Below are 14,748 nucleotides of genomic sequence, written 5' to 3'. Positions count from 1 at the left end.
ACAAAAAGGGTTTGCCCGGGGCTGACCAGGGCATCTACCGCCGCATGTACACGGTTGCTCAGCTCATCGGCGGGGTGTGGGGGGCCGGCGGCGAAGGAGGCGACCTGGTCGTCCACGACCCGGCCGATGGCACTCCGGTCAGCTCGGTGCCGGTGGCGACGGCGGAAGAGGTTGCCAAGGCGGTGGAGGCGGCGCGGGGCGCCGCCGCCGAGTGGGCCAGGACGCCTCCGACGGAGCGGGCCGCCGCCCTACACCGGGCCGCGGACGCGGTGGCAGCGGCCGCCGCGGAGCTGGCCCAGGCCACCACCGCGGAGATGGGCAAGCCGCTCGCGGACGCGCGCGGCGGGGTGGACGCGGGCGTGGGCACCCTGCGCCAGTACGCCGAGCTGGCACCGGTCCGTGGTGGGCGGACGCTGCACGGTGCCACCGAGGCGATCGACTTCATGCTGCCGCAACCCCGCGGTGTGGTCGCCGCGATCACCCCCTGGAACGACCCGGTCGCGGTCTCCTGTGGCCTGCTCGGCGCGGCGCTGGTCACCGGCAACGTGGTGCTCTACAAACCCAGCGAGCGGACTCCGGCGACCGGATGGCTGCTGGCGAAGGCGTTGGACGCGGCGTTGCCGCCCGGCGTGCTCTCACTGCTGACCGGAGGGCCAGAGGTGGGCGCGGCACTGGCCGCCCAGCAGGTGGATGTGCTCGCTCACGTCGGTTCGACCGACACCGGCCGGGCGATCGCCGCCGCGGCGGCCCGAACCGGCGCGAAGGTGCTGCTCGAAAACGGCGGTAGCGACCCACTCGTCGTTGACGCCGACGTGGACCCGCTGTGGGCAGCCGAGCAGGCGGCCATCGGTGCGTTCGCCAACGCCGGCCAGATCTGTGTCGCCGTGGAACGGATCTACGTACACCGAGATGTGGCCGAGGACTTCGTTGACGCCCTGATCGAACGAGCACAGACCCTGCGTACCGGCCCGGGCGCCGACCCGGCGACCGAGCTGGGCCCGCTGGTCGACCGGCGGCACCGAGACCACGTGCACGGGCAGGTCACAGCCGCGGTGGCGCAGGGTGCCCACCTTCGGGTCGGCGGCACCCTACCGAACGGGCCGGGTGCCTTCTATCCGGCAACGGTGGTCACCGACTGCCGGCAGGACATGCCCCTGATCCGCGAGGAGACCTTCGCCCCGGTCGCCCCGGTCATGGTGGTTGACTCGTTCTCGGAGGCCCTCCGATGCGCGGCTGACTCACCGTACGGGCTCGGTGCCACCGTGCTGACGGCCTCGATGAGCCATGCGCAACGCGCCTTCCGCGACCTCCCGGTCGGCACCGTCAAGATCAACGCCGTGTTCGGTGGAGCGCCGGGTGGGGCCGCGCATCCGCGTCGAGGCAGCGGGCAGGGCTTCGGGTACGGGCCGGAGTTGCTCGACGAGTTCACCGCCACGAAGGCGGTCCACCTTCAGGCGCCGAGCGGCGGACACTGGTGAGGTGGACCGCCTGTACTGCCTTCGATGGTGCAACCGCTGGCTACAGGTGGCTCAACGGCTTCAGCCCCGCTGCCGGGCCTGGGCGGTCAGCCGGTTGTTGGCCTTCTCGATCGCCTGCACCAGTTCCGGCTTGGTCATGGTTGACCGGCCGGAGATGTCGAGTTTGCGGGCGATCCGCAGCAGGTGGTCCTTGCTGGCGTTCGCGTCGACGCCCCCCGCTGTCGCCGCGCGGCGCCGGGGACCGCCACCGGCGGCCTGCCGGTCGCTCGGACCCTTGCGGCCCTTCGGCTCCCAGTGGTCGCCGACCTTCTCGAACTCGTTTTTGACCGCCGCGAACGCTGTCCGGTTTGCCCGCTCCCCCTCGCCGTACGTCTGCAGGGCCGAGTCGTGGGTCTTCTCCCAGGTACGCTGCGCCTTGTCCGGGGAGCGTCGCAGTGTGCTGGGCATATCCTCCCGCCCGGGCATCTCGTCCTCCTCCACGTCGGTGGGTATCCAGTGATCTTTCCCCACGGCCGATGCGACAAACCGGATCTGGCCGGGGTTTACCCGCGGAGCCCGTCGGGTAGCGCAGAAGACATGGAACGCGGCAGCAGCAAGCACGGACCGAGGCTCGACGACGAGATGGAGAGCGAGGTCAGCGGCCTCGTACAGGGTCCGGGAGCGGCCGGATCGCGGGTCAATGAATCCCGTCAGCCGGAGCCGGCGGGTGAGGACCAACCGGAGCCCAAGACGGCGCCGGCCGGCGCGCTGCGCAGCGGCAACCCGCAGGGCATGAGCTCCGATGACGTCGAGGCCCGCAGCCGGCTCGGACGGTTCATCACGATGACCGCCCTACCGGGCGACCGCGAGACCCTGGTCGCCAACGCACGGGACAACGAGGCTCCGGCCGACCTGGTCGCCGAGCTGGAACGCCTGCCCACGGGAACCCGTTACCAGACGGTCTCGGAGATCTGGGCCGCGCTCGGCCACCGCAACGAGACGACCCGCTGGTGACCCGGCCCGAGCCGCCAGAATCGGCGGGGAGGAGGAGCTGATGAGTGGTGTCATGGAACATGTGGACGTCTCCGTCCCGATCCGCACCGCCTACGACCAGTGGACCCAGTTCGAGGAGTTCCCACACTTCATGGAGGGAGTGCAGGAGGTACGACACCTCTCCTCGACGATGACCCACTGGACCGTGGAGATCGCCGGGGTGCGGCGCGAGTTCGACGCTGAGATTACCGAGCAGCTCCCGGACGAGCGGGTCGCGTGGCGCTCGACCGGCGGCACCCAGCACGCGGGGGTGGTCACCTTCCACCGGTTGGACGAGCACACCAGCCGGGTAACGCTACAGCTCGAGTTCGAGCCGCACGGCGCGGTGGAGCAGGTCGGCGACACGCTCGGCGTCGTTGACCGGCGGGCAAAGGGTGACCTGGAACGGTTCAAGCAGTTCATCGAGGGGCGCGACCAGGCGACCGGCGCCTGGCGCGGCAAGGTCGACCGCCCGCAGCCCTGACCCGCACCGAGCTCACCGCGACGGCCCCCGGCACCCGCCGGGGGCCGTCGGCGGGTTTCACGCGGGTGGGGTCGGGTACCGCCGGAGGTATGACCGACGACAAGGCGTGGCGCGACGAGGAGCGGACTCCCCTGGCGGAGCTGGACCGGGCCATCGCTCGTTCGGCGATGGACGGCCAGGCCGACGACGTAACCGCAAACGACGCCGGGGAGGAGGCCGCGTTCGGGCACGGGCCCCAGGCGGTGGACCGCGGCGGCCAGGCCGCCGGGACCGGCCGGGAACCGACTGACCCAGACCGGGCCTATCGCCCGTCAACGACCGGGCGGACCGGGCCGGACACCATGTGATCTCACACACCGACTCCCGTTCACCCAGGGTCGGCTCCGCGACTGGCCAGGTGCCGGTGCATCCCCGTCGGCGGGACGCACCGGCACTCAGACGAGCGCCGCACCCTCGCCCTGGCAGGCCCCAGTTCGCGACGGCGGGACCGCTGTTGCGACCCGGATCGGCCAACCGGTCGAGGGGTGAAACCGCTGACCAGGCGAGGTCGACCGCCCGTCCCGCGGGCTAGTCTCGTTCCCCATGCGCGCACCGTTGGAACGGGTCTACCCCCGCATGCTCGTTGACGCCGCCCGCTCGACGCTGGCCGCTCTGTCCACCACCCTGGGCACCGACGGCCTGGCTGCTGCGGCGGCGCGGCCCGGGCTACTGGCCCTGGTCGACCAGCACGCAGCGGCGGTCCGGGACAGCCTTGACGGGGATCGGAGGCCGCTGACTGTCGCCGCCCTGGCCGGCTACACGGAGGGAATCCGCGCCGCTGCCCGGGAGCACGACTGGCATCCGCCGGCCGGGCCGGTCGACTGGGCGGCGCCGGACTGGCTCCTGACCCGCCTACTCGCGGTCGCTGCCCTGGCCCGCTCCCTGGACGGTCCCCGGCCGGCCCCCCTCCCGCCGCTCTGAACCGAATCGGGGGTGGCCACCCGCGGCGACCACCCCCGTCCTCCGGTCGCCGCTCAACGGTCGAACTGTTGGGTCTCGTCGCTCGCACCGCCCGACCTGCGACCACCGCCACCCGCGGTCGCCGCCTCGTGGGTCTGCGCCTGCGCCCGTTCCCGTTCGGGCCCGGCCCGGTCGGCCATCTGCCGTTCGACGTCGCTGCGACCGGCTCCCTGGGCCTGCCGGTGCTGCTGGACGGCCCGCCCTTCCTCGGCCATCCGGTTCAGCCAGCCCTCCCAGCGGCTCTGCATCGGTCTGACCAGGCCACCACCGACACCCACGATCAGGATGCCGGCCACCGTGGCGAGCACGGCGATCAACACTGGCGTGGTCACCGTGGTGGCGATGCCGACCTGGTTCAGCGCCGCGATCACACCGAGGGCCAGGATGAAGACGGCCGCCGCGTCGGCCAGGACCCGGCCGTACGTGAGACCGCCGAGTGCACCGCCGACGAGGTCGCGGACCGCGCTCGCGATGGCCGCGGCCACCACCACGATGACGATCGCCACAAACGCCCGAGGTATCCAGGCCACCACACCACTGATCAGGTCACTGATCGCGTTGGGTCCCCACACCCCGAACGCGAACTGCAACGTGAACAGCAGCACGGCGTAGTACGCGAGCCGCGCGAGAATGTCACTGGCGTCGTACTTGGTACGCGCCAAGGCGCGCTTGATGCCGCCGCGCTCCACGGCGCGGTCGAAGTTCACCCGTTCCAGCGCCGCGTCCACCGCTTTGAGGACGGCTCGGGCGATGAGCCATCCGATCACCAGGATCACGATGAACGCGACGGCTCTCGGTATGAACAACAGCACCGCCCGCCACATATCGGTCACGGCGGCCCCGATGTCGACCTGCCGCACCGCGAGGGTTTCCGGCATGATGCCTCCTTCGCAATGGACTACCTCGCGCGCATACCCAGTCACCGCACCGGCACTCCGCAGCGATCCCCCAACGTTTCCGACCGTCGCAGGGCTGCCCTGGCCGGCCCAGGAAACCGCTCCGGTAGCCACTGTCCGCCGATTCCGCCCGTGGGCGGGAACGCAGAGAGACCGGCGCGCGCTCTGGGACACACCACCGAGGGGAGCACTATCGCTACGGACGAGGTCCGCCGCCACGGCGGGGCAGCGGCGCGGCGCGCGCTACTGGTCGGCTCGGCGGGCGAGAAGGGCACGGGCCAGGTCGTGGCCGGAGCGCCAGGCGGTCTGGGCGCGGGGAGCACCGAAGGCGTCACCGGCCAGCCCGATCCCGTCGGCGTCCAGGTGGTACGTACCCGCCGCTTCCACGGTCGGCCTCGCGTACGTCCACCGGTGCACGTACACCTCCTCGGCCGACACCGGCAACGCGAGCAGGTCCCGAACGGCCACCGCGATGGCGGAGGCAGCGGCGGCGGGCTGGCCCAGGTGCGCGGCGGCGAATTCCGGGGTGGTGTGCGCGACCAGAACCGGTGCCGCGTCGCCCCGGCGGTCGCCGTCATCACAGACCAGTGCGAGCACCGGATGGTCGTTGACGAAAGCGCCGCGTAGTCCACTCCAACAACGCTCGGGGAAACGCAGCATCGCGGCGAGCGACGGTGACCAGCCCTGGGCTCGCGTGGCCCGGGTCGCGGCGGTCAGGGCCGGGTCCAGCAGCGACGCCGCCTGCGGGCCGGGCATGGCCAGCACCGCCGCCGCGCAGGGCTGCCCATCCACGGTCGGACCGGGTCCGACGCTGCGCACCGGAGCGCCGAGGCTCACCGGCAGATTCTGGGCGAGCTGCTCCACCAGCGAACGCAGCCCGCGGGGCGCGGCCCAGCGCATGGGCCCCACCACCTCCCGCCGGCCCTCGCCGCCGTACGCGAGGAAGGTGTCGGTCCACTCGCGGGCCAGGCCCACCGCCTGCCACTGCCGCATCACCCCCGCGAAGCCGGGGTCGCTGACCGTCAGGTACGCGGCGCCCAGGTCCACCGGACGCCCCGCGAAACGCCGGCTGGCCATCCGTCCGCCGGCCACCCGCCCACGTTCTCGTAGCTGCACTGGTATGCCCGCCTGGGCCAGTTCGCGGGCGCAGGCCACCCCGGCCAGACCCGCGCCGATCACCACCACGCTCGCCGCTTCCCCGCGCACCGGCCGAGCCTACCGGTCGCCGGTACCCCGCCACCCCGGGTTCGGGCCCACCGGGGCACAAGCACGGGTTACCCACTCGACCAACGGGGAACATGGATGGTGAGGAAGGAGGAGACTCATGAACACACCTTCGAGTCCGACCTCAACCTGGCGTCCCGGGCTACCGGGCGGCGACACCCTCCCCTCCGGTCCGGCGGGTCATCCGTCGCCTCCCAGCGGGGACGGCAACGGGCCGGGGATGGGGCCGCCGACGGTGACGATCGGCTCATACCCGGACTACCGCTCCGCCCAGCGGGTCGTTGACTACTTGGCGGACAACCGGTTTCCGGTGGAGCACACCGCCATCGTCGGCACCGACCTCACCCTGGTCGAGACGGTCCTCGGCCGACTGAGCACCACGCGGGCGGGGCTGCTCGGCGCCGGTACCGGTGCGTGGTTCGGTCTCTTCATCGGGCTGCTGTTCGGCATCTTCACCGTGGGCAACTGGTTCGCCGCGGTCCTCGCCGGTCTGGTGATCGGTGCGATCTGGGGCGCGGTGTTCGGGGCGGTGGCGCATGCGATGACCGGCGGTCGGCGTGACTTCACCTCAGCCAGTTCACTCCGCGCCAACCAGTACGCGGTGATCGTTGATCAGCAGTATGCCGAGCAGGCCCGTCAACTGCTGGGCCAGCTACACCTACAGGCACCGCAGCGACAAGGAGACTAACCCGCCGTCAGGGAGGCAACGCGGGTCCCGACACCGGACCGTGAACCACGCGGTCCCGACCCCGGGCCGATGACCGTGTACCCCGGCCGCCGACGGCGGCCGGGGTACACCGGGGTCCACGTCAGGACAGCGCGAATATGCCTGCGACACCCAAGAGCACCATCACCAACACAGCCACCAGCGCCCCCCGCTCACCCTCGACCGCCGGTGGGCGTTGCTCGGTCCCGCGGTTCCTCGTCTCACCGGGCATGTGTGGCCTCCTCGATGCTCGGGTCCGGTCCAGTCCGGCTGCCGCAGGGCCGCCGGACGGTCGGGATGTCACGTCCGAATCAGACAGACGCGCGCCCGTTGCCGCGAGGGCTGTTCCGCCTCCCGCCGGACGCACCGAGGGATGAGTTACCCACCTGGGGCAGAGGTAACCATGCCGTCCCGCCTGCTCGGCACCGAGCAGGCGGGACGCCGGGGCGCGGGCCGAACGGGCGGCGGGAGCGGTGGCCGGGCTTGCCGCCCGGCCACCGGTTGGTCAGATCAGCGCGGATCCCGCCACATCGGCCAGAACGGCGCACCGTCGGGCAACCGGAACGGTTCACGTGCCTGATAGCCGTGCTGGGCGTACAGCCTGGCCGTGATCTCGCTGGACGCCTCCAGGTAGCCGGGCATCCGGTTGGCGTCCAGCCAGGCGTGGTGGTGACGCAGCAACGTGGTGCCCACTCCCCGGCCCTGCCGGTCCGGCCGCACGGCGAGGAAGGCAAGGTGGTGATGGTCGGCGTGCGGATGGTTCGCGGCAAAGAGCTTGTCGAGGTGAACGAAGCGATCCGTCCACTCGCCGCACACCGCGGCGAGCCGGGCGTCGTAGTCCCGCGGCGGCGGTGCCGGATCCGCCCCGATCGAGGGGAACCAGACTGCCACCCCGACCAGATCGGCGGTGCCGAACACCAGGCCGTGCCGCATCGCATGATCGACCATGATCTCGAACTGCCCGGCAAGCACCGCCTCCCGCTTGCCTTCGTCGGGCACCAGCCAGCGCGGCTGCTCCAGCGCCAGGAACGCGTTGGCGATCCGCTCCGCGACCAACTCCGTCCGCTCCGGCCCCAGCCGTTCGACCCGGATGCCGGTCACCGCCGGGCCTCCGCCTGCTCCGGTGCCGCCGGCAGCAGGTCCGGCGTCTCCGGCAGGACCGGGGCGGCGGCGCTCTCCGCGCCGAGCCCGATCCGGGCGTAGGTGTCCGGACGGTTCGAGCGCAGCACCAGCCCCCACACCGCGCCCAGCAGCGCGGCCACCAGGTACCCGGCCGGAACCGCCCAGCGCAGGGTATGGTCCGCCGGCACACCGAGCAGGTCGGCAAAGTTCAGCACCGCAAGGGTGAAGACACCCAGCAACGCCACCGCAGCGAGCCCGGGTGCCACCGCCCGCCGCCACAGCGTCTCCCCCCTGCCGTCACGGGCGAAGTAGGCGATCACCGCGATCGACGTGGTGGCGATCAGCAGCAACACCCCGAACCCACCGCTGGTGCCACACCAATAGAAGAGCTGCACGATCGGATCCCACCCGTTGACCGCGTACAGCACGATCACGATCAGGCCGAGCACGCTCTGGGCGAGGGAGGCCGTACGAGGAGCGCCGCTACGGGGCGAGGTCCGCCCGAAGGCCGCCGGCAGCACCCGCTCCCGACCGAGGGCGAACGCGTACCGGGCGGTGGTGTTGTGGAAGGAGATCATCGCGGCTACCACCGAGGTCAGGAAGAGCACCTGACCGATGGTCACGACGGTGTCACCGAGGTGCTCACCAGCCAGGTTGAAGATCAGCGCGACGCTCTGTTCCCCGGCCTGCTCGGAGATCTGGTCTGGCCCGACCGCGACGGTCATGCTCCACGACGAGAGCGCGTAGAGGCCCGCGATGATCGCGATTGACAGGTAGGTGGCCACCTTCACCGTCCGGCGGGGATCCTTGCTCTCCTCACTGAAGACCACCGCCGACTCGAACCCGACGAAACCGAGGATCGCCAGCACCAGCACCGCGCCGATGCCCGAGACGAAGAGGTTGTCCGGGGCGAACCCGGCGAAGCTGACCTCGCCACCGGCGGGGTTGCCCAGCTGGCCGAAGTCGAACACCAGGATCACCGCGATCTCGGCGAGCAGCAGCACAGCGAGCACCCGGCCGTTGATGTCGACCCGCAGCAGCCCCAGCACGGCGACGACCGCCCAGGCACCGAGGGCCACCAGCCACCACTGGACGCTGACGCCGAAGAGCCGGTCCAAGACCGGCTCGGCGGCGGCCCCGATAGCGCCGTACAACCCCACCTGTAGAGCGTTGTACGCGATCAGCGCCACCCAGGCGGCGCCGACACCAGCCGGCCGACCCAACCCCTGAGAAATGTACGAATAGAAGGCGCCGGCATTCGCCAACCGACGGGCCATCGTCACGTAGCCGACCGAGAAGAGGGCGAGCAACGCGGCGACAGCGAGGAACGCCAGCGGAATGCCGAGCACACCGATGACGCCATAGCCGGTGGTCACCACTCCTGCCACCACGGTCAGTGGTGCGGCTGCGGACAGAACGAAGAAGACCACCGCGGGCACACCGAGCCGGCCGCGGGCCAGCGCCTCAGAGACATTACTCGGTCGTTCGATGGTTGCTGTCGAGGACATGAACCACTCCGGTTAAAGGGGGACAGGAGGGATGTTCTGCAATCAGGACCCAATCAGGAGGAGCCGCGCAGCACCGCCGCGCCGACCGCGGCCTCGGTCTGCGCCACCAGTTCCTTCAACGGCGGGGGCAGGGCGGCTATCAGGCCGGTGAGCCGGTGCTGGGCTCGGGGCCCGACGCTCCACAGCACCTCGCGGTTCAGACCCGCCGCGGCGATCAGCCCGAGTAGCACCGCGTCGGCAAGGGTCGGTGGGGGGTCCGACCGCTCCAGCAGCACCCGCAGGCGGGTCGCCGGCCAGGCCGCCGCGTTCGGATCCACCGGAACATAGCCGACCTTGCTGCGCAACAGCCGCCGGCTCTCCCGGCGACGCAGCACCCCCGCCCGGGACAGCCGCTCCCCTACCGAGGTGGCGGCGCTCTGCGCGAGGAAGCTCAGCCAGATGCGCACCGAGCGGTGCTGTGCCTCGCCGATCAGCTGATCGAGCACGGTATGGGCGAGTGCGTCGGCGGGCGGGCGGCGATTGACCACAGAGACGTCTCCACCAACCACAGTGAGGTGTCCATCGAGGACCAACTCACTGAGAAGGCCAGCGGCAAGCCCGAGGCCAGTGGCGGCCGGGTTCAGCTTCGCCTTGCCCCGGGTGTCGTTGTGGGCGATCAGGAAGAATTCGTCGGCGACCAGCAACCCGGTCCTCCCGCCCATCTCGTCCATAGTGATCGCAACTGGGCAAGGATGCACTGCACGGAACTGCAATGCAACTCCCAACCAGGGACGTTGCACTCCGTATCCGAGCGACCTGGGGATCTTGTCATGACAGACTCGGAGGGTGACTGCGAGCCCGACCGTACGCCGCCGCCGAATCGCCCGTGAACTCCGCCAGCTACGCGAACGCGCCGCCATGACCCTCGATGTCGCTGCCCGCCAGCTGGACATGTCCAAGAGCAACCTGTCCCGGATCGAGAACGCCCAGATTGGCATCAAACCCCGCGACGTCCGCGCCGCCCTCGCCCTCTATCAGGTGACCGGCGCCGACGCCGAGGCACTGATCGAGATCGCCCGCGGCGCCCAGCAGCGTGGCTGGTGGCAGAGCTACAGCGACGTCCTGCCGGAGTGGTTCGAGTTCTACGTCGGCCTGGAGGCAGAGGCCGCCGCACTGCACACCTACGAGGGCGAGGCCGTACCCGGCCTCCTCCAGACCGAGGCGTACGCGCGGGAGGTCTTCCGGCACACCGCCGGCGAGGAGGGGCTCGAGCGAAAGGTCGCCGCGCGCCTGCGCCGCCAGGAGGTGTTGCACCGCGACGATCCGGTGCAGCTGTCGGTCGTTCTCAATGAGGCGGTGCTCTGCCGGACGGTCGGCGGGAACTCGGTGATGGCCGATCAGCTGGTGCACATCGCGGACGTCGCACAGTTACCGAACGTGACGGTTCAGGTACTACCCTTCTCGGCCGGCGGGCACCCCGCCATGAGCGCGCCCTACGTCATCCTCGCCTTCGCCGACACGGCCGACGCGGCCGTGGTTTACCTGGAAAATCTCACGACAGGCTTGGCGCTGGAGGGAGCGGAACACGTTGCTGGGTATAGCCTGGTGCACGAGGAGCTGCGCCGCCTGGCGCTCGATCCAGGGGCCTCCCAGGCGCATCTTTTGGCAGCTTCTCGTAACTTTCCGTAACCCCGGCACGACATGCCGGCATTGACGAGAGGTACGCGATGACGGCGCTCGACCGGACTGAGTGGCGCACCAGCAGCCGCAGCGTGGGCAACGGCAACTGCATCGAGGTGTCCACATCGACTGATCAGGTCGCGATCCGGGACAGCAAGGACCGTCGCGGCCCGGTACTCGCCTTCCCCACAACCGCCTGGCGTGCCTTCGTATCCGGGGTCGACGGGGTACGCGGCGACTGACCCACCGACGGTGGGACACTCCTGCCGTGTACTCCGACGCCCCCGATGACCTGCCGGTCCGGCCGGTGGTGCCCGCGGTGCTAGCGGCGCTGCGCGCCACCGGCGCCGCGGTGCTCGTAGCACCACCGGGCAGCGGCAAGACCACACTGGTCCCGCTCGCCGTGGCCGAGGAGGTGACCGGCCGGGTGCTGGTCGCGCAGCCCCGCCGGATGGCCGCCCGCGCCGCCGCCCGCCGGATGGCCGCGCTGCTCGGCGAGCGGGTGGGCGAACGGGTCGGGTACGCGGTGCGTGGCGATCGCCGCGTCGGACCACGCACCCGGATCGAGGTGGTGACGACCGGGCTGCTGGTCCGCCGGCTGCACCGGGACCCGGAGCTGACCGGCAGCGACGCCGTCCTGCTCGACGAGATCCACGAACGGCAACTAGACGCCGACCTGGCGCTCGCGTTCACGGTGGAGGCGCGTGCCGCGCTGCGCCCGGAGCTGTGGCTACTCGGCATGTCGGCCACCCCCGACTCGGATCGGGTCGCCGCGTTGCTCGGCGGTGACGCGCCCGCACCGGTGGTACGGGCGTCGGCGGCGGCGCACCCGGTGACCCGGATCTGGGCACCGCCGCCCCGCCCGGTCGTCCCCGCCGGCGGCGGGCGGGTGGACCCGGCGCTACTCGACCACGTCGCGGCCACCATCCGGCGAGCCCTACGCGAGCACGACGACGATGTACTGGTCTTCCTTCCCGGCACGGGAGAGATCGCCGCCGTCAGCAACCGACTGGCCGGCCTGCCCGCCGAGATCGCGGTCCTGCCGTTGCACGGCCGGCAGCGTCCGGCGGAGCAGGACGCCGTGTTGCGGGCTCAACCGTTCCGGCTCGGCGAGTCCGACGCCCGACCCCGCGCCGGCTCTGACCGCGACCGTCGGCGGGTGGTGCTGGCGACATCGGTCGCGGAGAGCAGCCTCACGGTGCCGGGGGTGCGGGTGGTGGTCGACTCGGGGCTGGCCCGCGTCGCCCGCACGGACCTCGTCCGCGGACTGGGCGCGTTGGTCACCGTCGCGGTGTCCCGGGCCGCTGCCACCCAACGGGCCGGACGGGCCGGTCGGGAGGGCCCGGGGCAGGTATACCGCTGCTGGTCGGCGGCGCACCACGAGCGACTCGCCGCACAGCCGGAGCCAGAGATCGCCACGGCCGACCTCACCCGATTTGCGCTGGACCTCGCAGCCTGGGGCGCGCCGGACGGACGTGGCCTCGCGCTGCCAGACCCACCGCCGCCGGCCGCGTTCGCCGTGGCCCGGGACTCCCTCCTCGCTATCGGCGCGCTCGACGCTGACGGGCGGGTCACCAGCCGCGGCCGGGCGATCGCCGCGGTTGGCACGCACCCCCGGCTGGGCCGCGCCCTGATCGACGGCGCCGCCCGGATCGGCCCGGACCGCGCGGCCGAGGTCGTGGCGCTCCTCGCCGAGGAGGGGGTCGCCGGCCCACGGGACGACCTCACTGTCGCGCTGCGGCGGCTTCGTTCCGGAACGGACGCCGCCACCACCAACCGCTGGCGAGCCGAGGTGCGCCGGCTGCGTACCGCCCTGCCCCCGGGTCCGGGGCCGACGACGCCGGAGCGGAGCCTCCCCGACGACCTGGCCGTTGGACTGGTCGTCGGCCTGGCGTATCCGGAACGGCTGGCCCGAATCCGGCGACCGGACGACCGGACGTACCTGATGAGCGGTGGGACCGCCGCGACGTTGGCCCCCGGGTCGACGCTGATCGACTCGGTGTGGCTGGCGGTCGCGGTCGCCGACCGCACGCCGGGCGCGCCGGCTGCCCGAATCCGCCTGGCAGCTCCGATAGACGAGGCGACCGCCCGGGCGGCTGGCGGTGCGCTGCTGACCACGGTGCGCGAGGTGGCCTGGTCCGGGACGGATGTGGTGGCTCGGGAGGTGGTCCGGCTCGGCTCCCTCGACCTCGTTGAACGCCCGCTCGCCGATCCTGACCAGGACCAGCTGTGCAACGCCCTCGTGGACGGCCTACGCCGTACCGGGCTGGGGCTGTTGACCTGGTCCCCGGCGGCCCGGGCGTTGCGCGAGCGGCTGGCGTTCTGCCACACGGCCCTCGGTGACAGGTGGCCCGACGTGGGCGATGAGGCGCTGCTGGCCACGGCGACGGACTGGCTCGCGCCGGAGCTGGCCGGGGCACGTCGGCGGGCCGACCTGACCCGGATCGATGTACTCTCCGCGCTGCGCCGCCTGCTGCCTTGGCCAGCCGCGGCCCGCCTGGACGAACTCGCCCCGGAGCGGCTCACGGTGCCCAGCGGCTCCCGGATCCGCGTCGACTACACGGACCCGACCACCCCGGTGTTGGCGGTCCGGCTCCAGGAGACATTCGGCTGGCCGGAGGCGCCCCGGATCGCTGGTGGACGGGTGCCGGTGCTGCTACGGCTCCTCTCCCCCGCCGGTCGGCCGGTCGCGGTCACCGGGGACCTGGCATCTTTCTGGCGGTCCGGCTACCCACAGGTACGGGCGGAGCTACGTGGGCGTTATCCACGGCACTCCTGGCCGGTGGATCCGACGACCGCGGAGCCGACCCGGCGCGCCAATCCACGCCGCCGCTGAGACTCACTCCGCCACCAGATCGGCGACGACGGCGGTGACGTTGTCCGGGCCCCCCGCGTGCAGCGCCAGGTCGATCAACTTTTGGGCGCACTCGGTCCGGTCGGGATATTGGGCGAGCACCTCAGTGAGCGTCTCCGGACGGACCACGTTCGACAGCCCATCGCTACACAGCAACCACCGGTCGCCGGCCCAGGGCACCATCGTCGCGTAGGCCGGGGAGACCTCCTCGCCCTGCAACGCCTGGGTCACGACCGCTCGCCGCGGATGGCTACTCGCCTCGTCCGGGGTGATGACCCCCTGGTCAACGAGGAGCTGCACGAACGTGTCGTCCCGAGTGATCTGTTTGAGCACGCCCTCGCGGAACAGGTACGCCCGGGAGTCACCGACATGGGCCAGCGCGAGGCAGCTGCCCGATCGGGCAAGGAGCAGGGCGGTCAGCGTGGTACCCATGCCCTCGCGCTCCGGATCCTCCCTGACGGCCTGCCGGATTCGCGCGGTCCCCGCCTCGATCGCCCGCTGCAATGCGGCGACCAGCTCATCTTCCGGGGTCGCCACGTCGAGTGGAGCAATCGAACTGATCGCCATGGAGCTGGCAAGATCACCAGCAGCCATCCCGCCCATGCCATCGGCGACGGCGACGAGCCAGCTACCTGAGTACAGGGCGTCCTGGTTCCCACTCCGGATCAGCCCACGGTCGCTCATGCCGAACGAACGCAGCTTCAAGGTCATGGGAGGCAGCCTGCCAGGCGGAGCGGCCGTTGTCTCCAGGAGGCACCCATACCCGGCGTGGCGCGGCGAATCTCACCGTCACCGAGCCCAGTGATC

The 14,748-nt window shown here is 71.6% G+C and carries 16 protein-coding genes; 9 read left to right on the top strand and 7 right to left on the bottom strand.

Annotated elements, in window-relative coordinates:
* Positions 1 to 44 precede the first annotated feature (44 nt).
* Positions 45 to 1,478 (top strand): aldehyde dehydrogenase family protein, encoded by a 1,434-nt coding sequence (locus tag STROP_RS08860; RefSeq protein WP_029125245.1) that lies wholly within the window; start codon positions 45 to 47, stop codon positions 1,476 to 1,478.
* A gap of 60 nt (positions 1,479 to 1,538) precedes the next feature.
* Here STROP_RS08860 and STROP_RS08855 read toward each other — a convergent pair whose 3' ends face one another.
* Entirely contained in the window at positions 1,539 to 1,943 is a 405-nt protein-coding gene (locus STROP_RS08855) for a ChaB family protein (protein WP_011905650.1), read from the bottom strand.
* A 111-nt stretch (positions 1,944 to 2,054) separates the two neighbouring features.
* On the opposite strand from STROP_RS08855, the gene STROP_RS08850 reads away from it, so the two are divergent.
* The 4 genes from STROP_RS08850 to STROP_RS08835 all read left to right on the top strand — a co-directional run bounded on the left by STROP_RS08850 (position 2,055) and on the right by STROP_RS08835 (position 3,933).
* Complete coding sequence (locus tag STROP_RS08850) at positions 2,055 to 2,471, top strand: DUF2795 domain-containing protein (protein WP_011905649.1); 417 nt, start codon at positions 2,055 to 2,057, stop codon at positions 2,469 to 2,471.
* 40 nt (positions 2,472 to 2,511) lie between these two features.
* Positions 2,512 to 2,973, top strand: coding sequence for an SRPBCC family protein (locus tag STROP_RS08845; protein WP_011905648.1), 462 nt, complete (start codon positions 2,512 to 2,514; stop codon positions 2,971 to 2,973).
* Between the two features lie 89 nt (positions 2,974 to 3,062).
* Positions 3,063 to 3,320 (top strand): hypothetical protein, encoded by a 258-nt coding sequence (locus STROP_RS08840; protein ID WP_011905647.1) that lies wholly within the window; start codon positions 3,063 to 3,065, stop codon positions 3,318 to 3,320.
* 235 nt (positions 3,321 to 3,555) lie between these two features.
* Positions 3,556 to 3,933: a DUF6401 family natural product biosynthesis protein gene (locus tag STROP_RS08835; RefSeq protein WP_011905646.1), complete on the top strand. Its 378-nt coding sequence runs from the start codon at positions 3,556 to 3,558 to the stop codon at positions 3,931 to 3,933.
* A 53-nt stretch (positions 3,934 to 3,986) separates the two neighbouring features.
* Here STROP_RS08835 and STROP_RS08830 read toward each other — a convergent pair whose 3' ends face one another.
* Both STROP_RS08830 and STROP_RS08825 read right to left on the bottom strand, forming a co-directional pair.
* Entirely contained in the window at positions 3,987 to 4,850 is an 864-nt protein-coding gene (locus STROP_RS08830) for a mechanosensitive ion channel family protein (protein WP_011905645.1), read from the bottom strand.
* 261 nt (positions 4,851 to 5,111) lie between these two features.
* Positions 5,112 to 6,053, bottom strand: coding sequence for an NAD(P)/FAD-dependent oxidoreductase (locus STROP_RS08825; protein ID WP_011905644.1), 942 nt, complete (start codon positions 6,051 to 6,053; stop codon positions 5,112 to 5,114).
* Between the two features lie 259 nt (positions 6,054 to 6,312).
* Here STROP_RS08825 and STROP_RS08820 point away from each other — a divergent pair, with 259 nt between their 5' ends.
* Complete coding sequence (locus STROP_RS08820; protein WP_187151616.1) at positions 6,313 to 6,780, top strand: YflT domain-containing protein; 468 nt, start codon at positions 6,313 to 6,315, stop codon at positions 6,778 to 6,780.
* Between the two features lie 528 nt (positions 6,781 to 7,308).
* On the opposite strand, the gene STROP_RS08815 is transcribed toward STROP_RS08820, so the two are convergent.
* Genes STROP_RS08815 through STROP_RS08805 form a run of 3 tightly spaced genes read right to left on the bottom strand, consistent with a single transcriptional unit; the run spans position 7,309 to position 10,138 of the window.
* Positions 7,309 to 7,899 carry a GNAT family N-acetyltransferase gene (locus STROP_RS08815; protein WP_011905642.1) on the bottom strand — a complete coding sequence of 197 codons (591 nt, stop codon included), beginning with the start codon at positions 7,897 to 7,899 and terminating at the stop codon, positions 7,309 to 7,311.
* Complete coding sequence (locus STROP_RS08810) at positions 7,896 to 9,428, bottom strand: APC family permease (RefSeq protein ID WP_011905641.1); 1,533 nt, start codon at positions 9,426 to 9,428, stop codon at positions 7,896 to 7,898. The genes STROP_RS08815 and STROP_RS08810 overlap by 4 nt, the downstream gene beginning before the upstream one ends.
* 53 nt (positions 9,429 to 9,481) lie before the next feature.
* Entirely contained in the window at positions 9,482 to 10,138 is a 657-nt protein-coding gene (locus tag STROP_RS08805; RefSeq protein WP_018830369.1) for a GOLPH3/VPS74 family protein, read from the bottom strand.
* A 115-nt stretch (positions 10,139 to 10,253) separates the two neighbouring features.
* On the opposite strand from STROP_RS08805, the gene STROP_RS08800 reads away from it, so the two are divergent.
* From STROP_RS08800 to hrpB, 3 genes are read left to right on the top strand one after another with little or no spacing between them, the layout of a single operon-like run.
* Complete coding sequence (locus STROP_RS08800) at positions 10,254 to 11,096, top strand: helix-turn-helix domain-containing protein (RefSeq protein WP_011905640.1); 843 nt, start codon at positions 10,254 to 10,256, stop codon at positions 11,094 to 11,096.
* A 38-nt stretch (positions 11,097 to 11,134) separates the two neighbouring features.
* On the top strand, positions 11,135 to 11,329 hold the full coding sequence (locus STROP_RS08795; protein WP_011905639.1) for a DUF397 domain-containing protein: 195 nt from the start codon (positions 11,135 to 11,137) through the stop codon (positions 11,327 to 11,329).
* A gap of 26 nt (positions 11,330 to 11,355) precedes the next feature.
* Positions 11,356 to 13,923, top strand: coding sequence for an ATP-dependent helicase HrpB (gene hrpB / locus STROP_RS08790; protein WP_011905638.1), 2,568 nt, complete (start codon positions 11,356 to 11,358; stop codon positions 13,921 to 13,923).
* Positions 13,924 to 13,926: 3 nt separating this feature from the next.
* On the opposite strand, the gene STROP_RS08785 is transcribed toward hrpB, so the two are convergent.
* On the bottom strand, positions 13,927 to 14,652 hold the full coding sequence (locus STROP_RS08785; protein WP_011905637.1) for a PP2C family protein-serine/threonine phosphatase: 726 nt from the start codon (positions 14,650 to 14,652) through the stop codon (positions 13,927 to 13,929).
* Positions 14,653 to 14,748: the final 96 nt, after the last annotated feature.

This window comes from Salinispora tropica CNB-440, assembly GCF_000016425.1.
Classification (GTDB): domain Bacteria; phylum Actinomycetota; class Actinomycetes; order Mycobacteriales; family Micromonosporaceae; genus Micromonospora; species Micromonospora tropica.
This window is presented reverse-complemented; position numbering and strand designations above follow the sequence as displayed.